General features: G+C 44.7%; 26 protein-coding genes. 18 read left to right on the forward strand and 8 right to left on the reverse strand.

Annotation, left to right across the window (positions count from 1 at the left end; genetic code table 11):
* Positions 1–77: 77 nt before the first annotated feature.
* Together R7127_RS21710 and R7127_RS21715 are read right to left on the reverse strand one after the other, a co-directional pair.
* On the reverse strand, positions 78–674 hold the full coding sequence (locus tag R7127_RS21710; protein ID WP_172563447.1) for a tRNA-uridine aminocarboxypropyltransferase: 597 nt from the start codon (positions 672–674) through the stop codon (positions 78–80).
* A complete protein-coding gene (locus tag R7127_RS21715) occupies positions 674–2,224 on the reverse strand; it encodes a COG3650 family protein (RefSeq protein ID WP_172563448.1) in 1,551 nt (516 codons plus the stop codon). The genes R7127_RS21710 and R7127_RS21715 overlap by 1 nt, the downstream gene beginning before the upstream one ends.
* Positions 2,225–2,271: 47 nt before the next feature.
* Between R7127_RS21715 and R7127_RS21720 the strand changes: the two genes are divergently transcribed.
* Positions 2,272–2,742 carry an EVE domain-containing protein gene (locus R7127_RS21720; protein WP_172563449.1) on the forward strand — a complete coding sequence of 157 codons (471 nt, stop codon included), beginning with the start codon at positions 2,272–2,274 and terminating at the stop codon, positions 2,740–2,742.
* A gap of 50 nt (positions 2,743–2,792) precedes the next feature.
* Here R7127_RS21720 and R7127_RS21725 read toward each other — a convergent pair whose 3' ends face one another.
* Positions 2,793–3,617 carry a Cof-type HAD-IIB family hydrolase gene (locus R7127_RS21725; protein ID WP_017636084.1) on the reverse strand — a complete coding sequence of 275 codons (825 nt, stop codon included), beginning with the start codon at positions 3,615–3,617 and terminating at the stop codon, positions 2,793–2,795.
* A 244-nt stretch (positions 3,618–3,861) separates the two neighbouring features.
* Entirely contained in the window at positions 3,862–4,872 is a 1,011-nt protein-coding gene (locus tag R7127_RS21730; RefSeq protein WP_005378733.1) for an alpha/beta fold hydrolase, read from the reverse strand.
* 65 nt (positions 4,873–4,937) lie between these two features.
* Between R7127_RS21730 and rhtB the strand changes: the two genes are divergently transcribed.
* From rhtB to R7127_RS21765, 7 genes are all read left to right on the forward strand, one after another.
* Entirely contained in the window at positions 4,938–5,555 is a 618-nt protein-coding gene (rhtB, locus tag R7127_RS21735) for a homoserine/homoserine lactone efflux protein (RefSeq protein ID WP_206971447.1), read from the forward strand.
* Positions 5,556–5,579: 24 nt separating this feature from the next.
* Positions 5,580–6,803: an EAL and HDOD domain-containing protein gene (locus tag R7127_RS21740; RefSeq protein WP_005378731.1), complete on the forward strand. Its 1,224-nt coding sequence runs from the start codon at positions 5,580–5,582 to the stop codon at positions 6,801–6,803.
* A 154-nt stretch (positions 6,804–6,957) separates the two neighbouring features.
* Positions 6,958–7,293 carry a metalloregulator ArsR/SmtB family transcription factor gene (locus R7127_RS21745; protein ID WP_005378730.1) on the forward strand — a complete coding sequence of 112 codons (336 nt, stop codon included), beginning with the start codon at positions 6,958–6,960 and terminating at the stop codon, positions 7,291–7,293.
* A 42-nt stretch (positions 7,294–7,335) separates the two neighbouring features.
* Complete coding sequence (locus tag R7127_RS21750; protein WP_172563451.1) at positions 7,336–8,337, forward strand: ArsJ-associated glyceraldehyde-3-phosphate dehydrogenase; 1,002 nt, start codon at positions 7,336–7,338, stop codon at positions 8,335–8,337.
* Positions 8,338–8,349: 12 nt separating this feature from the next.
* On the forward strand, positions 8,350–8,844 hold the full coding sequence (locus R7127_RS21755) for a cyclin-dependent kinase inhibitor 3 family protein (RefSeq protein WP_005383629.1): 495 nt from the start codon (positions 8,350–8,352) through the stop codon (positions 8,842–8,844).
* Positions 8,845–9,098: 254 nt separating this feature from the next.
* A complete protein-coding gene (arsJ, locus tag R7127_RS21760; RefSeq protein ID WP_104979841.1) occupies positions 9,099–10,316 on the forward strand; it encodes an organoarsenical effux MFS transporter ArsJ in 1,218 nt (405 codons plus the stop codon).
* Positions 10,317–10,599: 283 nt separating this feature from the next.
* The gene (locus tag R7127_RS21765) at positions 10,600–11,613 is read left to right on the forward strand and encodes an acyltransferase (protein WP_318148531.1); all 1,014 of its coding nucleotides are present in this window, start codon (positions 10,600–10,602) and stop codon (positions 11,611–11,613) included.
* Here the strand turns inward: R7127_RS21765 and R7127_RS21770 are convergent.
* Positions 11,610–11,939: a DUF2500 domain-containing protein gene (locus R7127_RS21770; protein ID WP_005389668.1), complete on the reverse strand. Its 330-nt coding sequence runs from the start codon at positions 11,937–11,939 to the stop codon at positions 11,610–11,612. The genes R7127_RS21765 and R7127_RS21770 overlap by 4 nt on opposite strands.
* A 327-nt stretch (positions 11,940–12,266) precedes the next feature.
* On the opposite strand from R7127_RS21770, the gene R7127_RS21775 reads away from it, so the two are divergent.
* From R7127_RS21775 to R7127_RS21790, 4 genes are all read left to right on the forward strand, one after another.
* Entirely contained in the window at positions 12,267–12,635 is a 369-nt protein-coding gene (locus tag R7127_RS21775; protein WP_005378717.1) for a hypothetical protein, read from the forward strand.
* A 1,081-nt stretch (positions 12,636–13,716) separates the two neighbouring features.
* Positions 13,717–14,337 (forward strand): lysoplasmalogenase, encoded by a 621-nt coding sequence (locus R7127_RS21780; protein ID WP_005389670.1) that lies wholly within the window; start codon positions 13,717–13,719, stop codon positions 14,335–14,337.
* A 69-nt stretch (positions 14,338–14,406) separates the two neighbouring features.
* Positions 14,407–14,628, forward strand: coding sequence for a YecH family metal-binding protein (locus R7127_RS21785; RefSeq protein ID WP_005378711.1), 222 nt, complete (start codon positions 14,407–14,409; stop codon positions 14,626–14,628).
* Positions 14,629–14,734: 106 nt separating this feature from the next.
* Positions 14,735–15,319 (forward strand): YhgN family NAAT transporter, encoded by a 585-nt coding sequence (locus tag R7127_RS21790; protein ID WP_005389671.1) that lies wholly within the window; start codon positions 14,735–14,737, stop codon positions 15,317–15,319.
* A gap of 56 nt (positions 15,320–15,375) precedes the next feature.
* Here R7127_RS21790 and R7127_RS21795 read toward each other — a convergent pair whose 3' ends face one another.
* Positions 15,376–15,642, reverse strand: a complete 267-nt coding sequence (locus R7127_RS21795; RefSeq protein WP_005378704.1) for a DUF1145 domain-containing protein — start codon at positions 15,640–15,642, stop codon at positions 15,376–15,378.
* Positions 15,643–15,667: 25 nt separating this feature from the next.
* Positions 15,668–16,267: a 16S rRNA (guanine(966)-N(2))-methyltransferase RsmD gene (gene rsmD, locus R7127_RS21800; protein WP_005378702.1), complete on the reverse strand. Its 600-nt coding sequence runs from the start codon at positions 16,265–16,267 to the stop codon at positions 15,668–15,670.
* Positions 16,268–16,497: 230 nt separating this feature from the next.
* Here rsmD and ftsY point away from each other — a divergent pair, with 230 nt between their 5' ends.
* The 6 genes from ftsY (at position 16,498) to glpG (ending at position 22,063) form a co-directional block, all read left to right on the forward strand.
* On the forward strand, positions 16,498–17,718 hold the full coding sequence (gene ftsY / locus R7127_RS21805) for a signal recognition particle-docking protein FtsY (protein ID WP_064368850.1): 1,221 nt from the start codon (positions 16,498–16,500) through the stop codon (positions 17,716–17,718).
* A 22-nt stretch (positions 17,719–17,740) separates the two neighbouring features.
* Positions 17,741–18,415, forward strand: coding sequence for a cell division ATP-binding protein FtsE (ftsE, locus tag R7127_RS21810; protein WP_005378697.1), 675 nt, complete (start codon positions 17,741–17,743; stop codon positions 18,413–18,415).
* Positions 18,405–19,373 carry a permease-like cell division protein FtsX gene (gene ftsX / locus R7127_RS21815; RefSeq protein WP_005378695.1) on the forward strand — a complete coding sequence of 323 codons (969 nt, stop codon included), beginning with the start codon at positions 18,405–18,407 and terminating at the stop codon, positions 19,371–19,373. The genes ftsE and ftsX overlap by 11 nt, the downstream gene beginning before the upstream one ends.
* 176 nt (positions 19,374–19,549) lie before the next feature.
* Positions 19,550–20,407, forward strand: a complete 858-nt coding sequence (gene rpoH / locus R7127_RS21820; RefSeq protein WP_005378693.1) for an RNA polymerase sigma factor RpoH — start codon at positions 19,550–19,552, stop codon at positions 20,405–20,407.
* A gap of 493 nt (positions 20,408–20,900) precedes the next feature.
* Positions 20,901–21,221 (forward strand): thiosulfate sulfurtransferase GlpE, encoded by a 321-nt coding sequence (gene glpE, locus R7127_RS21825; protein ID WP_005378691.1) that lies wholly within the window; start codon positions 20,901–20,903, stop codon positions 21,219–21,221.
* The gene (glpG, locus tag R7127_RS21830; protein WP_017636076.1) at positions 21,221–22,063 is read left to right on the forward strand and encodes a rhomboid family intramembrane serine protease GlpG; all 843 of its coding nucleotides are present in this window, start codon (positions 21,221–21,223) and stop codon (positions 22,061–22,063) included. Before glpE ends, glpG begins: the two co-directional genes overlap by 1 nt.
* Positions 22,064–22,125: 62 nt before the next feature.
* On the opposite strand, the gene R7127_RS21835 is transcribed toward glpG, so the two are convergent.
* On the reverse strand, positions 22,126–22,536 hold the full coding sequence (locus R7127_RS21835; RefSeq protein WP_005378687.1) for a flagellar basal body-associated protein FliL: 411 nt from the start codon (positions 22,534–22,536) through the stop codon (positions 22,126–22,128).
* Positions 22,537–22,592: the final 56 nt, after the last annotated feature.

A 22,592-nucleotide genomic window follows, 5' to 3' on the forward strand; every position in this document is an offset into this window, starting at 1 on the left:
TTCACGTGAAACTTCTTGTCGTAAAAAACGCAGCGTAGGCTGCGTTTTTTGTTTGGTTCTTCTACTGAGCTTAATGGTTAACGCTTAAGAGCGTGTCCACTCTTTTCAGCTTGGAACAGAGCGAGGTAATGGGCAAAAAAGCGCTGCATTTGTTGTTGGTTGTTTTGTTCTCCAAGTTGCCCGAGCAAATGTGCAGCGACTTCAAACGTGCACAAGTTACCTTGTTGTTGGTTGCGTCGCAGCTGATATTGTGAGTCCGCCGACGCAGACAATCCCATAGTAGGGATACCTTCTAACCAAAGGCTCTTATTGATCATCTTGCGCGCCTCTTGCCAGGTGGCATCCAAAATAATAAACAGCGGAGTTTTGGTTTGTTGCTGGCTTTGGAGTACCACATCTTCGAGTGTGATACTTTCTTCACAGGGGAAGAGCAACACCGGATACCGCGACGGATCAGCTAATAGAGAGAGTAATTCTGCTGGTGGCTGTTTGCGATCCCAGATTACTCGCTCAATGTTGAGTTGGCAATGCTCTAGTAGCTGGCCGGTATTAGTATCACGCTTCAGTTCATTCGGATGCATTAACAGCAGGATGTTGTGCTCACTGGTAAGTTTCGGCATCAGCGAGCACATACAATTGAATTGAAAACCGCAGGTTGGACACGGTTGAGACATTAAAGACGAACTCCTTCTCGCACCGGGCTTATCCCATCAGAGAACAGACGCACACCACTGACTTGGTTTGGCGTTGCCGTTGGCGCCATGCTTGGGTTGAGTGGGTAGCTAACCCCAGTGTATTGCATAACATGTTGAGCCGCTTTAGCTCCGCCACCGCTGACATTAAAAATCAGATCTCGCCAACCATGAGAGGTTTGTTGGCCGAGCATAATCGGGCTTTGCACTAGTGTAATGCGGCTATTAAAGCGCCATTCCTTTTCGTGATGTTCAAATATTAGCAATGTACAGCCACCGGAACCACACCAATCCAACTGTACCAATAGCTCTTCGTTACCATCGCTGTTTAGGTCGTAAGTTAGCCAAAGGTATTGGTTATTGTTGGGGTTGGTTTGATGGATAAAGAAGTAGTTGCGCACCGCGGCATCTACTTTTGAATCAAACTCTGCACTAGAAGGTACGTCAGCACTACCGATGGGGTTGTTGGTGCGTTTTTCGGCTGGTTGCATGATGCCTTCATCACGAACGGTGGCAGGATAAAGGACTAAACCACCATCGGCGATTGGGTAGACCAAGTTACCGACTTTTTCTTTGGTCGCTTTGAGCTGATTGCCTTCTCGAGTAAACAGTCGCTCTGACATTAGCCTTTGCTGTTGATGATGCGTCATGACAACTTGAACCTGAGACGGACTTAACTGTTGCCAGTAACCACGCTCGATTAATGGTGCTTGTCCATTGGCGTAACGGTATTTTGTTGTGGCGCTGTGGTCTGGGTTTAAGGTCATTTGTACTTCAAAGCCTTGTGATTGGGTTGAGGTCGCGACATAGGTATTAGCCCAGCCAAGCGTTGCATCGACGTTTGCAGCCATACCACAACCTTGATACGTCTCGCCATCATGTTTTAGTGTTGCTTTCCAGCCATACAAAGAATCGCTCATTGTGTCTGAGCAGAGGTTTTCTGTTAAGCGAAGCTCACCACCTTGCAGTTGATAAGTGCGCTGGCGAGGTTGAAGCTGACTGCTTTTAATCGCTAATTTTGTGGTTTGTTTGCCGATTTGCTGGAATGTTAGTCCATTAGCCTCAAAGCTTGCCGACCAAGAAGGCTCATTACCAAACACGCGAGTTGGTTTGTTTGGTTGCTGACAACGGTTTGGATTTTCCGTTGTGAGGAAGTTCACTTGTTCCACGACAAAGTTAGCATCGAAATCAGCAGAAAACCCATCGATGCCCGGTGGGTTGAGGTGGCCGATAACCTCGCCATACATGGTCTGGTAAGGCTCGTTATTTAACTGAATTGCTCGTTGCATTTGCTGTGGTGACAGTTGCAACCAATATTGCTTGTCGCTGCCACAAGGCATGATGTATTGGCTCTCGTGACCGACGATCACTTTTCCGAGCAGCATAAAAGTTTGAGGTTGAATGGTTTCAGGCTTATCTAAGGTTGCTGGTGGAGAGGTTAGGTCAGCGGCACCAGATTGTGGCGACTGTGAACTACATGCTTGCAGAACCAGCAGGGTGGCAAGCGCCACTGGGTTTTTCAAAGCCTTCATGTTATATCTTCCTCATTATTGTTACTCAATCGGCATCGGATGGCATTATGGCATATTGGTTATTTAAAACTGAACCAGATACCTTTTCTATTGACACGCTTCGAACCCAAAAGGTTTCATGTTGGGAGGGAGTTCGTAATTATCAGGCGCGCAATATGATGCGTGACCAAGTGAAGGTGGGCGATTTAGTCCTGATTTACCACTCTTCTTGTAAACATGTTGGCGTGGCAGGTATTGCTAAAGTTGTGAGAGAAGCCTATCCCGATCATTTCCAATTCGATCCCGAAAGCGATTATTACGATCCAAAGTCAGACCCAGACAACCTGCGTTGGATTATGGTGGATGTCGAGTTTGTACGTAAAACGGCGCGAGTGATTCCGTTGTCGGTGATGAAAGCGATGCCAGAACTTGAGAACATGCCGTTGGTGAAACGTGGAAATCGCTTGTCGATTATGCCCGTGACAGAAGAAGAATGGGACGCGATTCTTGGCAAAGAGAAGCTGCCAAGTCAGCGATAAAAGAGAAGGGTTGCGAATGTGCAGCCCTTCATTATTTGGAGTATTGAAGCTTACAGCAAGTGTTCTTGTAGGTAGTGTGCAACCGCATCTTCTGCATTGCTGCCAATTACTTCATTATTTGGTAGAGCTTTCATCACTTTTTCGTGTGATGTACCCATAACTAGCCCTTTACCTGCCATCGACAGCATTTCTACGTCATTCATGCCATCACCAAATGCTACGCAGTTTTCTAACGTGAGGTCGAGTTTTTTCGCTACCGCTTCAAGAGCATGACCTTTAGACACGCCAGCGCTCATTACTTCCAAACACCAAGGCGTTGAAAATGCGATATTCAGCTTATCACCAAACTGCTCACGTAGTTTGTTTTCAAATACGACCAAACGTTCGTGGTCTTCTCCTGGATGCGTGAAGAAAACTTTCGCAATACCGTCAGTTGGGGCGTGGTCTTCATCAAATAAGACGTAAGTGAATTCATCGTGGAAGTCACGTAACGTTTCATCATCCTTGTTCATCAACCAGCTATCATTTTGATACATGTGAATAAGTATTTCTTGATCATGTTTGATCGTGTCGATCACGCCTTGTACCAGTTCCGCAGGGACATTCTCGCTGTACATTAGCTGATCTTCCTGGTCATGCACTCGGGCACCATTCGACGTGATCATATAAGCTGGAATGCCAACTTGGCGACGGATGCTCGCAACGTCTACGTGGTGACGGCCGGTTGCAAAGACAAAGGTATAACCCTTTTCATGCAGCGCTTTTAGCGTCTCTTTTGAGTAAGCACTGAGCTGATGGTTAGGTGCGAGTAACGTGCCATCCAGATCAGAGGCAACGATTTTGGTGATCTCTTTGCAAGGTAGCGATGTGCTCATGAAGTCCTCGTAAACGGTTTGGATAGTGTGGAACAGGTGAATTGCAAACGGAGTACAGCAGACTGACTAGATCGTACTGCTCCGAATGCGGGGGAACTTGGGCTCGTAGCACTATGTGGTTAAACACAGTGTCAAAGTAGCCAAGTTCAAGCAGTGTACGCCAAAATGAGGATGAAAAAGAGGGTAAATCGATGTGTAGACATTTCCTCTTTAATCTTAGTCGTGAAATGGTCGCCTAGAGTTCTTATTGTGCTTGTTCGTTTGATGGCGATTTAGGGTCATTCATAAAGCGGAAAATCGCATCGAGCGCTTGATTACGATACTTGTCGGTCTCGAACAAGATTTCATGCTGTGCGCCTTCGATAGAAAGCAGCTCCGCGTGCGGGTTGGTTTTCCGCAATTTATCAATAAAACGCTTTTGCGCGAGATTGCTAACAATCCGATCGTTTCCGGCTTGGATTAGGATGACTGGTATTTTGACTTGGCGAGTTAATAAAAAGCACTGCTTAGCGGCCATGAGCCCTTGCCAAACCCAGCGAGTGCTTGGCCCACCGACTTGCAGTTCCGGTTTTTCCGTATATAGGTTTCGGAACCATTGGTAGCGGCCGTAACTTTGGCTAAGTGGGTTATCTTCAAAGGGCTTAGGGAAGTAGGCCTGATGTCCTGGTGCATAGCGTGGCAAAGTCGATACCGCTGACATAATTTGTGTGACCGGAATCGCTATTGGTGATAGGTACCATGGCAGGTTAATGCCAAACATGGGCGCACTTAGAATCAAACCAGTAAAAGGGTGTTCTGGGTGAGTTTGCAGGTAACGTGTGGCGATCGCGCCGCCCATAGAGTGCGCGATGATGAAGCATTGTTGATATTCGCTAAGGTCGTGTTTTTTTACGACGATGTCCATATCATCAATATAATCAGTAAAGTCATAGACGTGACCCATATCTGAGTCAGATAATAAACGATCTGATAAACCTTGACCGCGGTGGTCAAAGGAATAGACATCGAAACCTTGGCGGTAGAGATCGTAAAACAGCTCTTGGTATTTCCAGGAAGACTCAATGCGTCCATTTACGATGAGCACGGCTTTTTTATGCTCTGGGTTGGTTAGCTTGCACCAGTAAATGTTCTTTTTCTCAGTCCCTTTAACAAAGCCCTCTTGGCGAGTTTGCCAAAGTGCTGCGATCGGACCACCAATTGCTTGCTCAAATAATGTCTCTTGAGTATAAGTCAAAGGTGAATGGTTAGTCGCCATTAGTTGATTACCTGAAGATACGTTGTTTACGCGATGTATCATCGAAGAATTAGTGAGGAAATGCAATGGATACCCATGTCTGGTTAGCTTATGTAGTAACAGCAATCGTTTTTAGTTTGGCTCCGGGCTCTGGCACGGTGAACTCAATCAGTAATGGTTTGAGTTACGGTACCCGTAAATCACTGGGTGCCATTATTGGCTTACAAATTGGTTTAGTTATCCACATCGCGCTGGTGGGGGCGGGTATTGGTGCGCTTGTCGCGCAGTCAGCAACCGGCTTTTCTGTCATTAAATGGGTTGGTGCCGCTTATCTGGTTTGGCTGGGGATTCAGAAATGGCGCGATACATCAAGCTTAGTCGCAGCTGAAAACCATAACGAGATGTCAGGCACGGCGCTGTTGTACAAGGCAGTGTTGATTAACCTCACCAACCCTAAATCGATTGTTTTTCTGGTGGCGTTGTTTCCGCAGTTTATTGACCCGGCAAAAGACCAAATCACGCAACTGTTGGTGCTTGGCGTCACTACGGTCGTGATTGATGCGTGTGTAATGTTGGGTTACACGAGCTTGGCAGCACAAATGGGACGCTTTATTCGCTCCGATAAAATCATGGGAAAAATAAACAAAGTATTCGGTTCAATGTTCATGGGTTGTGGTGCATTATTAGCAGCTGCAAAGTCATAAGCCATTTATAGGTCCTTCTTTAGCATGAATACAACGTATGTCGCTCGCCAGCCGATCTTTAACCGAAAAAGACAGACGCTGGGTTATGAATTGTTGTTTCGAGACGGGGAGAGTAACGCATACCCTTCACATATTGATTCAAATCGAGCGACATACCGACTGATCGTCGAAAACTTCCTATCACTGGGTACTAACCCAGTGATTGCCTCTTCAAGATGCTTTATTAACTTTCCTCATCAAAGCTTGGTGCGACGTTTGCCGCGCAGTTTGCCGAAAAACAAAATTGTCATCGAAGTGTTGGAAACGTGCCAACCTACGGATGAGCTTCTTGATGCGATTCGTGAGTTTTATCGAGAAGGTTACTTGATCGCTTTGGATGACTTCACCCTAACACCAGAATGGCGTCGTTTTTTGCCATATGTGCATATTGTGAAGCTCGACATTATGGCGATGGGGCTCGAAAAGGCCTGTGAACTGGTCAAAACACACCTTGCCAAACGCGTCAAATACCACTTTTTAGCAGAACGTGTTGAAACCGCAGAAGAGTTTGAGCAAGCGAAAGCGGCTGGCTTTAAATTTTTCCAAGGTTATTTTTTTAGCAAGCCACTCGTCTCGCAGACTAAATACGTCAGTCCTGAGCAAGTGTTGGCATTGCAACTGTTTCGTGAAGTTTGTGCTCCTGAGCCTGACTTTACTCGTATCGAGTCCATCATTACGCAAGATGTCGCGTTGTCATATAAATTATTGCGTTTTGTAAATACGCAAGCGCCGAATTTGGCTGTCGAAATCAGCTCTTTTCGTCAGGCATTGATTTATCTTGGCCAGGATAACCTTAAGCAGTTTGTCTCTTTGGTTGTGGCATCGTATATCTCCAGTAACAAGCCTCGAGAGCTGTATCACCTTTCATTGCAACGAGCTCAATTTTGCCAATTGATGTCGCGCTATCAGCCATTCTCTCACCTCAACGAGCAAGGTTTCATGGTTGGTTTGCTGTCGATTCTAGATGCGCTGCTGGATCTTTCGGTGGAATCTTTAGTTAGGCAGTTACCGCTTAGTCATTCAGTACAACAAGCGCTATTACATCGCAAAGGGGTTTATGGTGCACTTATTTCCCTCGAAGAGTGCTACGAGCGTGCCGATTGGTCAGGGGTTGAAAAAATCACGATGCAATTGGGGTTGCCTTTAGAGGAAGTGAAGCTCTCCTTAGGTGAAGCGGCTCGCTGGAGTCAAAGCATCGCGACTGCATAATTTCTTGTCTTATCTTTTATCTCTTTGAATCTCTCTCTTTACAATCAAGCTGTTCGTTAGATGTGAAACTTTTATGACGATGGACGGTTTCCTCTTGACGATATATCTTAATTAAATAAACATATACGCATATCCATATATAGGTATGTTCATTATGCTTCCACATCAGTTTTTTAAGCTGTTATCCGATGAAACACGCGTACGTTGTTTAATGCTCGTGGCCCGTGAAGGTGAAACTTGCGTTGGCGATTTGGCGTTTGCTCTACAAGAGAGCCAGCCGAAAGTTTCTCGTCATCTTGCTCAGTTACGATCCAGTGGCATCTTGGTGGATAAACGCCAAGGGCAATGGGTGTATTACGAGTTATCACAGCAATTACCAGGTTGGATGCGAAAGTTAATTGAAGACTTAGTGGCATCAAACTGTTTGAAGCAGGAATACCAAGACGACATCACACGCTTACACGATAAAAGTCGTGAGGCTTGCTGTTAACAGCGAATAGAGATTCAAGGTAGAAGATTAGAGGGTAAAACTATGACAATTAAAGTAGGAATTAATGGCTTTGGCCGAATTGGTCGCTTAGCGCTGCGAGCGGCATTTGATTGGCCAGAATTGGAGTTTGTGTTAATCAACGATGTCGCAGGTGACGCAGCTACGCTTGGTCACTTATTAGAATTCGATTCAGTGCAAGGTCGTTGGCATCATGGAGTTCAGGTCGAAGGCAGTGAGCTCGTCATCAACGGCAAGCGTGTTGCCACGACTCAACAACGCGATATCGATGTGGTGAACTGGTCTGATTGTGATGTTGTGATTGAAGCGACAGGCGTACATCGCAAAACATCATTCCTAAACAAATACCTAGAGCAAGGCGTGAAACGTGTCGTGGTAAGCGCACCTGTGAAAGAAGAAGGTATTGCGAACATTGTGGTGGGCGTGAACGACCATATTTTCGACCCTGAAAAACATCGTATCGTGACAGCAGCTTCGTGTACGACTAACTGTATCGCACCTGTGGTTAAAGTCATTCATGAGAAATTGGGTATCGAACAATCTTCTTTTACGACCATTCACGACCTGACGAATACGCAAACTATTTTGGATGCGCCACACAAAGATCTACGCCGTGCAAGAGCATGCGGCATGAGCCTTATCCCAACCACTACGGGTAGCGCGAAGGCGATTGTCGAAATTTTCCCAGAATTAAAAGACAAAATTAATGGTCATGCGGTTCGCGTACCTCTAGCAAACGCATCGTTAACAGACATCATTTTTGATGTGAAGCGTGATACCACGGCAGAAGAAGTGAATGCACTGTTAAAAGAAGCATCTGAAGGTGATTTGAAAGGCATCCTTGGCTTCGAAGAGCGTCCTTTAGTTTCTATCGATTATAAAGGCGACCAACGTTCAACCATCGTTGATGCGCAATCAACCATGGTTGTGGGTTCTCGTATGGTTAAGATTTACGCTTGGTACGATAACGAAATGGGTTATGCAACGCGCACAGCAGAGCTGGTTCGTAACGTTGGTTTGGCTTAAAAGGGGGTCACAATGTCTCATCCTACATGGCAATTAGATTTGGACTCCGGTGCTTTAATCTTAACACCGTGCCCAGGAACGAAAGGTGTCGATTTGCATGCGTCGTTAGAACAGTTGAAAGAGCAGGGTGTTCAAGCGGTCGTTACTGCATTAGATGATAGTGAATTAGCTGCGAAGAATGTCTCTGCATTGGGTGAAGCCACTCAGCAACTGGGAATGAAATGGTTCCAGATCGAGATTGAAGACGACTGCGCACCAAATGAAGAATTTGCGACGAAGTGGCAACAAGCCAGTCCGGAACTGCACGCGATTCTTGCTCAAGGTGGCAAAGTTGCGATGCATTGCATGGGTGGTTCGGGGCGCACAGGTTTGTTCGCTGCTCACCTACTCCTAGAAAAGGAATGGCAGTTAGAAGATATCGTGCGAGAAGTACAGGCATTGCGCCCTGGTGCATTTACAAAACCTGTGCAAGTTGAGTACATCGAACGCGTGGCTCAAGACGCTTGATCAGCTTAAATAGCTTTTGGTTCATTATGACCCAAAAGCTAAATTCGAGCTTCTTCAGGATACGACTGTTTACAAAAAAAGCCATTAATATTAACTAATACATTGTTTTTAAGGTGTATTTTGCTTTTTATTGATGTTGGGGCATTTTTTGAAAATCACAGCAACATTGTATTGGTCAATGTTGCTGTACAGGTTAGGAAGTATTTAGAACATGATGATCTAAATGCTTCTATCGCTGTACATATGAGGTCAATATGATTTCTCAATTAAGCAAAAGTATTCGTCAGTACATGTTAGTGACGTTTAACTATTGGAACTTTACGGTGACCGATGGCGCACTGCGTATGCTGGTGGTGCTCTATTTTCATGACTTAGGTTATTCCACGTTAGCTATTGCCTCACTGTTTCTTTTCTATGAATTTTTTGGTGTGGTGACAAACCTGGTTGGTGGTTGGTTGGGCGCAAGGTTAGGCCTAAATAAAACCATGAACATTGGTTTGGCGATGCAAGTGTTTGCGTTGCTGATGCTCGCAGTACCAAATGCATGGCTGACCATTCCTTGGGTGATGGCAGCGCAAGCTCTGTCGGGGATTGCCAAAGATCTGAACAAAATGAGTGCTAAGAGCGCGATTAAAACGCTAGTACCAGACGAACAGCAAGGTGCGCTCTACAAATGGGTAGCGATTTTGACTGGCTCGAAGAATGCACTCAAAGGAGCGGGCTTTTTTGTTGGTGGCTTGCTGCTGTCTTGGGTGGGTTTTCAAAACTCGATGTTTATTATGGCGGGTGTACTTACATTAGTGTTTGTTTGCAGCATGATCTGGCTAGAAGCGGACATGGGTAAAGCAAAGAGTAAACCTAAGTTTCGCCAAATATTCTCCAAGTCTGAATCGATAAACATTTTATCCGCAGCACGCATGTTCTTGTTTGGTGCTCGTGATGTGTGGTTTGTCGTTGCTCTGCCTATTTATCTTGGTAGCGTGTTTGGCTGGGATCACTTGTGGGTTGGTAGCTTTCTCGCAGCGTGGGTCATTGCTTATGGGTTTGTGCAAGGCTTTGCGCCGCGTATTACTGGCAAAGCGCAAGGTCGTGTGCCTGATGGTAGTGCAGCATTGGTGTGGGCAGGAGTCCTAGCGTTAATTACGGCTGGTATTGCTTATGGTGTGCAAATCGGTTGGCAGCCTGAATTGGTGATTGTGGTAGGTTTGATGATTTTTGGCGCTGTGTTTGCCATTAACTCTTCGCTGCACTCGTACTTGATAGTGAGCTACGCTAAAGGCGATGGCGTCTCGTTGGATGTCGGTTTTTACTACATGGCCAATGCGATGGGACGTTTGATTGGCACGGTATTATCGGGTTGGATCTACCAAGAGGCTGGTCTTGCAGCGTGCTTATGGGTTTCTTTTGCTTTCTTGGCAATGACGACGCTGATTTCAATTAAGTTGCCAAAAGCTAATGTTGCTACTGCGTAACTATCCCCAGTATCGCTATCTGTCGATGGTATAAATGGCTCCAAATCGGAGCCATTTTTGTTTCTTATGCGCCGTTTGCTGTAATCAGATTGTGTCGGTTTGGCATCGAGAGTGAATACTGATGCTTGGTTTTTGGTTCTCGTTAAGTGATTAGAGTGGTGATGAAATCCCCGTTGTAGGTCATTGTTGAGTTAAAAATAAGCAAAAACAGATTGTTAACCATTTCACTGGTTGAGATTTACCCTATGCTATAAACGATAAGCGACTCAAAGTAGGGAAAGGTATGAGAGAAAGGGTTCTGTTTTTTGATTTATTGCGCTGCTTCGCAGCGGTAGCAGTGATCGCCATTCACGTTTTGGCACCGTATCGAAATGAGTTAGGAGTGATTCCATTTGACCAATGGCTGACAGCGGTAGGCGTGAATAGCGTAACCCGCTGGGCAGTGCCAGTTTTTATTTTGATCACCGGAGCGCTAATGCTCAGTGACACTCGACCATTTGACGGTAAGTATTATATCAAAAGGCGTTTGGGCAAAGTTTTAGTTCCATTTCTTATTTGGTCGATGTTTTATGCATACCTTTCAGGCTGGACTTCTCAAGGCTTTGATTTTGAAACCGTAAAAGAGGTATTAAGCAATAGCCCATTCCACGCATCGTATTACCATCTCGGCTTTTTCTATTACTTTATACCACTGTATTTTGTGATTCCGCTGTTTCAATGGATGGTACGCAACGTGGATGACAACGTCTTGTATACCTATCTCGCATTTTGGCTTTTCACCAGCACTCTGTTCTTGTTCAAGATTGATGGCCCTTGGAGTAATCAGATGTGGCTTTATATGGGTTACCTTCCACTGGGGTATGTTTTATTTCAAAAGGTACCTTTGAATCGCTCTATGGTGACCTTATTTGTTGGGCTAGGACTCGTGGCGTTGGCAGTGACCTTTACGATGGTTGTGACAAATAGCTTAGAGGCGGAGAAGTATACGGTTGGGCGCTGGCTCTCTTATAAAACACTGAATGTGATTCTAGCGGCTTCGATGATTTTTATGATCGGGCGTTACTTTGGTGAAGGCTTATCACCAAAAGTACAAAAAGCGGTCAGTGTGATCAGTCAGCACAGCTTGGGGATTTACTTACTTCACCCTATTTTCTTATGGCCGATGAAAGAGTTCGGTTGGTACACAGGACATCCTGCTTGGGTGATTCCAGTCTGGATCGTTCTAAGTGGATCTGGAGCCTTGGCGATGAGCTATCTCTTTTCTCGTTCTGCCAAGACTCGTTGGTTACTGCCTTAACGTTTGATAGCGAAGTGAAGGAACTTGTTGCCGCGATAGGTCAGTGTTCCCTTATCTCCAGGGTTGAGTGCATGGTAGTAATGCACTCCAATTTGGAATTCACGCTTTGGACCGATAGAACCACGTTGAACGTAAATCCAATACTCTTGATCGTCTTGACCTGGTGGTGCGTTTGGTATGTCTATCGCTTGTTTATCTAAAACCGTTACCTGCGCGCTTTGCTCTGGAGCGTCTTCGCCCACATAGTGCTTACTATAAAAACGGAAAAACACCCACGCGCCCAAGGCAATAAGGGCGAATAGGGCGACAATAAGTGAGATTGGCATATTAACCTCCAATGTTTTATCGGGTCCCATTCTACAGAACTCGCTGACGAAACGATGAGTTGAGGTAGCTTATTCATAATCTAATGAAAGGGATATGGAGATTATTCGGCGCACTTCACGATTTATCTTAATGATGCACGATGAAATCGTCGCTTCATCTGCAAGCGAAGTCACTAAAGCTGAACGAAGCGGCTTTCACTTGTTAGGCTATATGAGCTCAAGGGCACAAATTGAAAGTAAAATTGCACTTAACGGCTCGAAAAAGCTCTAAATTTATAGAAGAATAAAAATAATGAACATAGGAAGGGTCTGGTAAGGAGGGTTACGATGTCAGATATTGAAAAAGTAGTCATGCGTACCCGAACGATCGAAAAACTTTTGCGTACTCAGTACCATGCAGAAGGGAAAGGGTTGCACCAACTTATTAATAGTTGTGAAGAACGTTTACCGCATGACGTGATAGCAAAGCTTCGATTCATCGCAACCGTGCGTAACAAAGTGGTGCACGAAGACGATTACAAGCTGGATGATCGTAAAGGCTTTATGGCGGCATGTGATGCTTGTGAAAAAGAGCTGACACCAAGAAGCTCTCGCTTTATTTGGCGTACAGCAATTTTGCTAATGACGTTGATTACGCTGGCCGCTCTTGGTTTCTACTATATGCACTGGGATATTTTGTCTAAGCACATTCAGTAGAGCTATACAGATAAATAAAAAAGGACGCATTTGCGTCCTTTTTTATTTTAAATCATTGGGTTAGTACATCATTGGCAGTGTCATTAAACCCACAACCACTGCAATCATAACCAGCCCTTGTTTTTGAGAAGATGAAATCATAACACTACCCCTTAATCTTTGATGAACTCGATGAATTTAATATAGCACTGTTTTTGGGGTTTGATCAACATATGCTCGTTAATCTTTTCAAAAACCACACTTAACTTGTCTGGTTTTACATGATTCTGACTAATGAAACTATGTTTTTTGTCCTGTATTTAAAGTGTTCACATTGTTTTTTTTTTATCCTTTTGGGTTTTAAGTGTTTGATTTTATAATGTTAAATGGTTTGTGGTGTTGGCTTTGTAATTGTTTTTTGTTTCGAATGGTATGTTGGGTCTTTATTTTGTCTGTATTTCTCAAAAATTGAGAAAATTAAAAAATGTGCTATGAGGTTGCATCGTCAAATCGAAAGCATGGAGTGAGATTTTCTTACCTTATGAGAAAATATGGGCTTCAAAAGTGTTTAGTGATTTTATGGTTTATGAAGTCCGCACTTTTATCTGTTATTGAAATTATGGTTTTATTTATCATTGACTTACTTTTCTTGTCTGATGTTTTTTTTACTGAATTAAGGTCGGTTTTCTTAGTTTTTACCCCTAGTCATCAGTAGTTTTTCCTCTCTTAGGGCGCTACTAAGACTATTTTCTATTTTGTGTCTGTTATTTATTCTTGTTGCCTGCATTGCATACATCCTGGTGGTTTAATCGTCAGTTTGTGAAGTAGCGGCTTACCTGGAGCACTTATCTGTTTTTCAGTTAAATAGTTTTAGAAAGCGTTGGTTATTGTGTCGTGTGATTTGATGGGTTCGGCTGATGAGCAAAGCTTGGCCCCAATGTTTAGTGGCATCATTCAGGCTCATCGGCTTTATTATTACGTAGGCTGAGGGTTACAAAATGTTTCGAATCGCTAGCGAGATCCAACTTTCGTAGATTGTGTCTTTACATCAAAACTGGTCTACCTAGACTAGCGGCGAGTTTAAGTAAAAGGTGTATACTGCATGTGGAGTTGGCTGGCGATAGGGCTATCAGGTGTGTATTCCGTGTTGGGAGCAAAGCAAGCTAACCCGACACAATCCCTCGTGTTTAAAATCTTTACTCTGCTACTTCTTCTTGTGTTGGTGTTAACTCAAGGTGCATCCGCAACATATACCTACTGGATTGCGGGTGGGCTTATTGTGTCTATGGTGGCAGATACGCTGCACTCGTTTAAAACTCGTAAGCTAATCTATTTTACGGCTTATCTGGTTGCCCAGGTATGCTACAGCAAGTCATTTTGGGTGCAGCTTAATGGTGAGATTGTCTGGTGGCTGTTGGCCCTGCTGCTTGCAGCGAGTATCGTGGCGTTCTTTTTGTTGCTACCTCAACTCGACTCTCTGGTATTCCCTGTTGTGATCATGGGGATGATGCTGGTTCAACTTGCTTGGGCAGCCGGTGAAGTTTGGTTACAAGTGCCGAGTTACGCCAATGCTATCGGCTTTAGCGGAACCTTAGTTCTCATCTATTCGGCGCTGGCATACGCGATACACGGTTATCGAAAACCGATGAAACACGCCTATTTGTGGGTGAGTGGCAGTTACTTTTTTGCTCATGCCCTCATTGTTGCCTCAATCATTTACTAATTTAAGTCAAAGCAGCTCTTGAGGATTTCAGTAAACTGAACGCATTGTTCTTAATAACTGGAGTCAATAATGAGTGAAATCCATGCTCACGAGCTGCTAAACCTACTTAGAGAAACACCAATGGATCGCGAAGCCCTCACACAGCACTTTGGTGCTAGCGTTCGCTTTCACACCTGTAAACTGAATGATCTAGACTTAGATGCATTACTAGCATTTTTGCTCAAGCGCGACAAAATTCGTGAGCTTGAAGGTAAGTTTGTGGTCAATATGGCGCGAGTTTGCAATCACTAAACGGCGGCTAAGATCGAGGGTGACTATGGTGTTTTCGCCCTCAGTCATATACTCATGTTGTCAGTTTGCTATACACTGGCCGCCATTTTTTAGGTGAGGCCAGAATATGGACATTCTTTCTGCAGCGACCATGCTGTTTCTAATCATGGACCCTCTCGGTAACTTGCCGATTGTGTTGTCTATTCTCAAACATATCGATCCCAAGCGTCGTCGTAAGGTATTGATTCGTGAACTACTGTTTGCCTTACTGATTTTGATGCTGTTTCTGTTTGCAGGACAAAGCATCTTAAGTTTTTTGCATGTCCAGCCAGAAACGCTCAGCATTTCAGGTGGCATTATTCTCTTCATTATTGCGATTAAGATGATTTTCCCGAGTGCTGGCAGCATCACTGGACTGGCAGCAGGCGAGGAGCCCTTTATTGTTCCGATGGCCATTCCTATGATCGCGGGCCCTTCAGTGATTGCTGCCTTGCTTTTACTGTCTTCGCAACATCCAGAGAAAATGTTGGAAATGTCAGCATCAGTCGTAATTGCGTGGGGCGCAACATTTTTTATACTGATGTTTTATGGCTTCTTTAATCGCTTGTTGGGTGAACGTGGCTTGAAGGCGGTAGAACGCTTAATGGGCTTGTTACTGGTGATGATCTCCACTCAAATGTTCTTAGATGGTGTAAAAAGTTACATTGGGTGACGAACGAAACGCAGAAAAAAGCCGCTCACAAGAGCGGCTTTTTCGTATCTGAGCGATTACATCATGTGTTTACGACGAATATCGAGTAGGGCAAAAATACCAAAAATCAGGATTGAATATTTTTCCCAACTGCTCATTTTTATTTTGTCGCCAAATGCACCAATGAAGATGGCCATTTGTAAACCGTGCATGATGAACAAAAAAGCGGTCATGATGTATAGCGCAATCGCGGCATTGCCGGGAAAGGGCATAAAAATATTTAGGATTAATACTAACCAAACAAAGGCGATAGCCGCTTTGGCCAGCATAATTAGTGCTTTCATTTAAGTATCCTTTTAAATCGAGGCGTTATGCGGAGGTACGTTCGTACAGACGATAGCTCACTTGGCCTGCTGTTTTTTCTCGATGTAATTGCCAGTTTTCTGGTAAGTCGGCAATATTGAGTTCTTTTTCTGTTTCAATATAAATCATCGCATCTTCCGCGAGCCAGCCATTTTGTTCTAGCAGAGCCACGGTCTCATCCAATAGACCTTTGCGAAACGGTGGGTCAATAAACACCACATGGTGAGCAGAACCCGGTTGCTTCAAAAAACTCAGTGCGTCGGTATTTACCACTTGGATGTTGTTCGCGTTAAGAGAGGCAACATTCTTTTGTAACTGTTGGAAAGCTTGTGGGTTTAGCTCAACCATGGTCACTTGCTCTGCTTGGCGCGAAGCTGACTCAAATCCCAAGCCGCCAGAGCCAGCAAATAAGTCGAGACATTTTGCCTGTGGTACATCTTGAGCTAACCAGTTAAACAGCGTTTCTTTGACGCGATCGGTCGTGGGGCGTAAGCCTTCAGCATCGTGTACAGGAAGTTTTCTGCCTCTCCATAAGCCACTAATAATGCGAACAAAGCCCGTTGTTGGCTTTTTTTGTGATGAGTTTTGCTGGCGACGTCTTACCATAGATTTTTTGACCGCTAATAAAGTGATACTATATCTAATCGCCCAAGCAATGAGCTTGGAGCTTGGATACAGCCCAGAATATTCAAGATGACAGAGTGTAACACTAATAAGATTAGAATTACCTAATCGGAAAGTTTTCAGAACTTTGTCATTAGCCTTTTTTAGACAGATAATAATCTTGTCAAAAAAGAGTCATTAATAGATAAAAGAACAATCTAGGATAGCCCCAGATGACGGAAAAAAAGAAGCGCGGATTACTTTCGTGGCTAGGTTTTGGTGACGAAGAACAAAGCCCAAAACCAAAAACTGAAGAAACAGTAAAAGAAGAAGCAGTGGAAGCGCCTTCTGAAGAGCAGCAAACCGAAGCGGTTGCTGAGCAAGCGGAAGCAACGCCAGAACTTGAAGAAGAAGCGAAACAATCAGAGGCCGCCCCAGCAGAAGCAGAAGCAGAAGCAGAAGCAGAAGCAGAAGCAGAAGAGCCAGAAGTCGTATCGGCCGCGCCTCGTGTTCAAGAACAAGAAAAGCCAACAGAAAGCTTTTTTGCTCGTCTTAAACGCAGCCTAAGCCGAACAAAAGCAAATATTGGTGCTGGCTTCTTCGGTCTATTCAGCGGTAAGAAAATCGATGAAGACTTATTTGAAGAGTTAGAAGAGCAACTGCTTATTGCTGATGTGGGCATGAATACCACAACAAAAATCATCAACAACCTGACAGAAAAAGCCACACGTGGCGATCTGAAAGACGGCGAAGCCCTTTATGGTTTGTTGAAAGAAGAAATGGCTGAGATTCTTTCTAAAGTCGAACAGCCACTAGAAATCGATAGCAACAAAACGCCTTACGTCATCTTGATGGTGGGTGTAAATGGCGTGGGTAAAACCACGACCATCGGTAAGCTTGCCAAGCAGTTCCAAACTCAAGGCAAAAAAGTGATGCTTGCAGCGGGCGATACTTTCCGTGCCGCAGCGGTTGAGCAGCTACAAGTGTGGGGTGAACGTAATAATGTTCCTGTGATTGCTCAACATACTGGCGCAGACAGTGCCTCTGTTATCTATGATGCGATTGAAGCGGCAAAAGCACGTGGTGTGGATGTGGTGATTGCTGATACAGCAGGTCGTCTACAGAACAAAGCGAACCTAATGGAAGAGCTGCGTAAGATTGTACGTGTGATGAAGAAAATTGATGACTCTGCACCACATGAGATCATGCTAACGCTTGACGCAGGTACAGGACAAAATGCCATTAGCCAAGCGAAACTTTTCAGTGATGTTGCCCCTCTAACCGGGATTACTTTGACTAAGCTGGATGGTACAGCCAAGGGCGGCGTAATTTTCGCTATTGCTGATCAGTTCGGTATTCCAATTCGTTACATTGGTGTGGGTGAAGGTATCGAAGACTTGCGTCCATTTGAAACTCAAGAGTTTATTGACGCACTGTTTAGTCGTGAAGAATAAAAAGAGTTAGAGGAAATCAACGGTGATCAAATTTCAGCAAGTAAGCAAAGCTTACCGAGGTGGTCGACAAGCACTGCAAAAAGTCGATTTTCACCTGAGGCGCGGTGAAATGGCGTTTTTAGGCGGACATTCCGGGGCTGGTAAGAGTACCTTGCTGAAATTGATCTGCGCGATAGAGCGACCAACCGATGGCAAAATCCATTTTAATGGCCACGACATCACGCGTATTCCAGGCAAAGACATCCCTTTTTTGCGCCGCAATATTGGGATTGTTTTTCAAGATCATCGCCTATTGATGGATCGCAGTGTGTACGACAATGTCGCTCTGCCAATGCGTATCGAATCGATTTCTGAAAACGAAATCAAACGCCGTGTTTCTGCGGCGTTAGATAAAACGGGCTTACTCGATAAAGCTCGTTGTCTACCTAGTCAACTTTCTGGTGGTGAGCAACAGCGCGTCGGTATTGCCCGTGCTGTGGTTAATCGACCAACGTTGCTGGTGGCTGATGAGCCTACGGGTAACCTTGACCCAGAATTATCCAACCGTGTGTTGCGTCTATTCGAAGAATTTAACCGTGCGGGCGTGACTATACTACTTGCCACGCACGATGTGGGGTTAGTAAACACTCGCCCACAGTATCGTCATTTTGAATTGAACCAAGGCTTCCTAAGTGAGGTAGAAGACTATGGCAGGTAACAAGCACTCCCAAAAGAAGGGGAAAGGCCGTAGTGCCAAGCGTGCGAATACCGATGGTTTTTTCTCTGTCCACGCAAAACAAGCTAAATCCTCTTTTAGCGCCTTATGGCAACGACCACTAGGCAACATTCTGACCCTAGCGGTCATCTCCATGGCACTTGCCATGCCAGCTTGTTTGTATCTATTGGGGAAAAACGTTGCAGGGGCAGCGGAAGATGTCGCTTCTCCTTCACAAGTTAGTGCTTACTTAGTTGAAGGCATGCCGGATGCGCGAGTGATGGTTCTCAAAGATCAAATTGAAACTTGGCCTTTGGTAAAAGAGGTAGAATATATTTCACCGCAACAAGGTCTATCTGATTTAAGCCAATATGCAGGGTTCGACCAAGCTATCAGTCTTTTAAGTGGCTATGCGCTTCCTGGTGTGTTGGTGATTACGCCAGATTCGGAGCTAAAAAGTGATATTCAGTCATTAGCCAAAGACGTTCGAGAGCAACAAGATGTGACCGACGTGAGACTTGACGAAGACTGGCTGGCGCGTCTTGATGCCATCAAAACTCTCGCGAGTATTATTGTCATTACCCTGACAGTGCTGATGCTCGGTGCGGTATTTTTAATCGTTGGCAATACATTGCGATTTAATGTGCTGGCGAATAAAGAAGAGATTCAAACCATGAAACTGATCGGTGCGACGGACAGTTTTATTCTGCGCCCTTACTTGTACACAGGTATGTGGTTTGGCGTGTTAGGTGCCACTATTGCGTGGTTGGTAACGGCTTTAGTGACCATTGTCATGAATAGTGCGGTGGAAGACCTTGCTGCGTTGTACGATAGCCAGTTCCGCCTGATTGGTCTAAGTTGGGATGAATCTTTGTTATTAATCATCATTGGGAGTCTTTTGGGATGTATTGCGGCGCGTTTTTCTGCGCAACGACATTTAAAAGAAATTGAACCAGTTTAAGTGATGGCGGTCTTATTACTTGGATTTCATTAGCACTAGCTAATTTTGAACCCTTGCTTAGACCAAATGTTTATGGATAATTGCTTCCCCTTCTTGAAACTTGTTCATTTTGAGTTCAAGATATCGAAGCTAAATTGCAATGTAATGCTCCAGATCAGAGATTGATGAGGAATTGAATGACAAAAGAAGCGTATCCGATGGCTCTAGTCACGCAAGATAGCCTTGATAGCTATATTCGCTCAGTAAACAGCTACCCAATGCTGACTGCAGACGAAGAGCGTGAGCTGGCAGAACGATTACACTATAAAGGTGAGATTGAGGCTGCAAAAGGTCTAATTCTTTCGCACCTACGATTCGTTGTTCACGTTGCTCGTGGTTACTCTGGCTACGGTTTGCCGATGGCGGATCTTGTGCAAGAGGGTAACATCGGTCTAATGAAAGCCGTTAAGCGTTTTAACCCAGAAGTAGGGGTTCGCTTGGTTTCTTTTGCTGTCCACTGGATCAAAGCAGAGATCCACGAATACGTGCTACGTAACTGGCGTATCGTGAAAATTGCGACCACTAAAGCGCAACGTAAATTGTTCTTCAACCTGCGTAAGTCGAAAAAGCGCTTGGGTTGGTTTAACAACGGTGAAGTGGAAACCGTTGCGCGCGAGTTAGGTGTTGAGCCTTCTGAAGTTCGCGAGATGGAATCACGCTTAGCGGCGGTGGATTCAACCTTTGATATGCCAACTGATGAAGACGACAGTTCAAACGCTTACACAGCGCCGATGCTATACCTAGAAGACAAATCGTCTGATGTGGCCGACAACATTGAAGCCGCCAACTGGGAAATGCACACCAACAATCGCTTGGGTCATGCATTAGCGAGTTTGGATGAGCGTAGTCAGCGCATCGTGCGTTCTCGTTGGTTAGATGATGAGAAAGCAACATTGCAAGACTTAGCTGATGAGTTCGGTGTTTCTGCCGAGCGTATTCGCCAGCTAGAAAAAAATGCAATGAAGAAACTAAAATTGGCCGTGGGTGAATTTTAATTTCCACTGCTAATTGAAAGTAAGATTTTCATAGAAAGCCGAGATCATGTGATCTCGGCTTTTTTATTGTCGATCGAAAATCGATAGCGTTTGCGATCTGGATTTTATGTGCTACCTGTGTATAACTCTGTGAAGTAATTATTTATCAACTGTTCGAAACCCGGACAAAATAAGGGATTCAAGCACTTTTCCATCTGGGGATAGTTATAGATATACACACAGTTAGATCAGGATCATCACTACATATTGTGGATCAAAAGATCCAAATACACTTTATCAACGCAATTCACAGCTTTATCCACAAATGGTTGGAATGTGTACACTTTTGGAAAACCTGATTATCCATGTGTCTAAGTTTGCCGTTGGATAGGTTACAATAGCGGCAGTATACCCAAGCAGCTTCAAATATGGATTTTATGCTGTACCACGGGTGCTGATTAGTACGTTAGGTTCGAGGTTGCTTGGGTATATTAATAAGACAATGAGAAAGTAAATGGATCAGTTTAAGCATATCGATGTACAAGGTGCGCAAGCGCTGCTCGAGCAGGGTGATGCGAAGCTTGTAGATATCCGTGACCCTCAATCGTTTGCCGTTGCGCATGCGGAGTCCGCGTATCATTTAACTAACGATACGATCGTTGCGTTTATGGATGAAGTGGAGTTCGAACAACCTATTCTGGTGATGTGTTACCACGGCATTAGTAGCCAAGGTGCGGCGCAATATTTGGTTAACCAAGGCTTTGAACAGGTGTACAGTGTAGATGGTGGCTTTGAAGCCTGGCATCGAGCAGAACTACCGATAGTGAGAAGTTAATGAAGAGATTGGTAACGTTAAATAATCCACGTATGGCGCAAGCCTTTATTGATTATATGGCCTCTCGCCAAATTGACATCGAAATGATGCCAGAAGGGGATGGGCAATTTGCGCTGTGGCTGACTGATAGCCAGCATGAAATAGAAGCGGAAGCCGAACTTAAGCTGTTCCTTGCTAACCCGTCTGATTCAAAATACAGCGCCGCCTCGTGGGACGTTGCCGATACTCGTAAGAGCACATTTCATTATTCCAGCCCGAGTATCATGAGCATGGTCAAAGCGAAAGCTGGCCCCATGACTTTGCTGATCATGACAGTCTGTATCATCATCTACTTGTTACAAATGTTTGGCTTTGGCAATGGCGTGTTTAAGTTGTTGCACTTCCCGGCTTTTGAGGGGCAACAATGGCAAGTGTGGCGATGGCTAAGTCATGCGTTACTGCACTTTTCAGTAACTCACATCGTGTTTAACTTACTATGGTGGTGGCAGTTGGGTGGCGACATCGAACGTCGTCTAGGTTCCGGTAAGCTATTGCAACTCTTTGTGGTGTCGGCAGCGCTTTCAGGGGCAGGCCAGTTCTATGTTGAAGGGGCTAACTTCGGCGGCTTGTCTGGCGTGGTCTATGCACTGCTTGGTTATTTGTGGATATTAGGTTACCGCTTGCCACATTTAGGCCTTACGCTACCTAAGCCAATCATCGTCTTTATGTTGGTATGGTTAGTTCTTGGTTTTGTGCAGCCATTTATGGCGATTGCAAACACCGCTCACTTAGTTGGGCTACTGTCGGGGATGGCGATTGCGCTGTTTGATTCAGGCAAGATGAAATACCAACAGCAAGCCTAAAGCAGATGAAATGAAAAGACCGCTCAAGAGCGGTCTTTTTTATGTTCAAAACGGATTTGGGTTTATTGATAAAGGTATTTTGTAAACAACAAATCGGCAATGATGGTTTTACCTGTTTCAGGCAAAAGCGTTTCGTTGAGGGTCGTCACTAAGGTTTTGCGCAGATCTTCTCGGCCAGACAGGGACTTAATCGTATCTTCTGTTTGCTTACCCAATAATTCAATCACTGCATCGCGAATCAAAGGTTGGTGATGCTCAACAACTGATAAATCTTGTTGACTCATTACCATGATGTCGATGCGCACTTGCACATAACCTAACTTTTTGCCTTTGGTGTAAAAGTTAGTAGTGAGGTCAGGCTCTAGGGTAAAGTATGCCAACTTAGGTCCAGCTTCTTCCGTTTCAGCCCAACTTGGTGCGGCGAATAGTATGGTTAACGCAAAAATAATTTGGGCTATATAACGTTTGTACATATTTCTAACTTTTCTTTCTCTGGATCGCGATATTCGAATCGCTTCAGTCTTGATAC

This window comes from Vibrio sp. 1159, from assembly GCF_033340395.1.
Classification (GTDB): Bacteria; Pseudomonadota; Gammaproteobacteria; order Enterobacterales; family Vibrionaceae; genus Vibrio; species Vibrio alginolyticus.

Bases quoted from the DNA above. Each gene is read 5' to 3' on its own strand.
- R7127_RS21710 (WP_172563447.1), bottom strand. From the start codon at position 674: ATGTCTCAACCGTGTCCAACCTGCGGTTTTCAATTCAATTGTATGTGC.
- R7127_RS21715 (WP_172563448.1), bottom strand. From the start codon at position 2,224: ATGAAGGCTTTGAAAAACCCAGTGGCGCTTGCCACCCTGCTGGTTCTG.
- R7127_RS21720 (WP_172563449.1), top strand. From the start codon at position 2,272: ATGGCATATTGGTTATTTAAAACTGAACCAGATACCTTTTCTATTGAC.
- R7127_RS21725 (WP_017636084.1), bottom strand. From the start codon at position 3,617: ATGAGCACATCGCTACCTTGCAAAGAGATCACCAAAATCGTTGCCTCT.
- R7127_RS21730 (WP_005378733.1), bottom strand. From the start codon at position 4,872: ATGGCGACTAACCATTCACCTTTGACTTATACTCAAGAGACATTATTT.
- rhtB (WP_206971447.1), top strand. From the start codon at position 4,938: ATGGATACCCATGTCTGGTTAGCTTATGTAGTAACAGCAATCGTTTTT.
- R7127_RS21740 (WP_005378731.1), top strand. From the start codon at position 5,580: ATGAATACAACGTATGTCGCTCGCCAGCCGATCTTTAACCGAAAAAGA.
- R7127_RS21745 (WP_005378730.1), top strand. From the start codon at position 6,958: ATGCTTCCACATCAGTTTTTTAAGCTGTTATCCGATGAAACACGCGTA.
- R7127_RS21750 (WP_172563451.1), top strand. From the start codon at position 7,336: ATGACAATTAAAGTAGGAATTAATGGCTTTGGCCGAATTGGTCGCTTA.
- R7127_RS21755 (WP_005383629.1), top strand. From the start codon at position 8,350: ATGTCTCATCCTACATGGCAATTAGATTTGGACTCCGGTGCTTTAATC.
- arsJ (WP_104979841.1), top strand. From the start codon at position 9,099: ATGATTTCTCAATTAAGCAAAAGTATTCGTCAGTACATGTTAGTGACG.
- R7127_RS21765 (WP_318148531.1), top strand. From the start codon at position 10,600: ATGAGAGAAAGGGTTCTGTTTTTTGATTTATTGCGCTGCTTCGCAGCG.
- R7127_RS21770 (WP_005389668.1), bottom strand. From the start codon at position 11,939: ATGCCAATCTCACTTATTGTCGCCCTATTCGCCCTTATTGCCTTGGGC.
- R7127_RS21775 (WP_005378717.1), top strand. From the start codon at position 12,267: ATGTCAGATATTGAAAAAGTAGTCATGCGTACCCGAACGATCGAAAAA.
- R7127_RS21780 (WP_005389670.1), top strand. From the start codon at position 13,717: ATGTGGAGTTGGCTGGCGATAGGGCTATCAGGTGTGTATTCCGTGTTG.
- R7127_RS21785 (WP_005378711.1), top strand. From the start codon at position 14,407: ATGAGTGAAATCCATGCTCACGAGCTGCTAAACCTACTTAGAGAAACA.
- R7127_RS21790 (WP_005389671.1), top strand. From the start codon at position 14,735: ATGGACATTCTTTCTGCAGCGACCATGCTGTTTCTAATCATGGACCCT.
- R7127_RS21795 (WP_005378704.1), bottom strand. From the start codon at position 15,642: ATGAAAGCACTAATTATGCTGGCCAAAGCGGCTATCGCCTTTGTTTGG.
- rsmD (WP_005378702.1), bottom strand. From the start codon at position 16,267: ATGGTAAGACGTCGCCAGCAAAACTCATCACAAAAAAAGCCAACAACG.
- ftsY (WP_064368850.1), top strand. From the start codon at position 16,498: ATGACGGAAAAAAAGAAGCGCGGATTACTTTCGTGGCTAGGTTTTGGT.
- ftsX (WP_005378695.1), top strand. From the start codon at position 18,405: ATGGCAGGTAACAAGCACTCCCAAAAGAAGGGGAAAGGCCGTAGTGCC.
- rpoH (WP_005378693.1), top strand. From the start codon at position 19,550: ATGACAAAAGAAGCGTATCCGATGGCTCTAGTCACGCAAGATAGCCTT.
- glpE (WP_005378691.1), top strand. From the start codon at position 20,901: ATGGATCAGTTTAAGCATATCGATGTACAAGGTGCGCAAGCGCTGCTC.
- glpG (WP_017636076.1), top strand. From the start codon at position 21,221: ATGAAGAGATTGGTAACGTTAAATAATCCACGTATGGCGCAAGCCTTT.
- R7127_RS21835 (WP_005378687.1), bottom strand. From the start codon at position 22,536: ATGTACAAACGTTATATAGCCCAAATTATTTTTGCGTTAACCATACTA.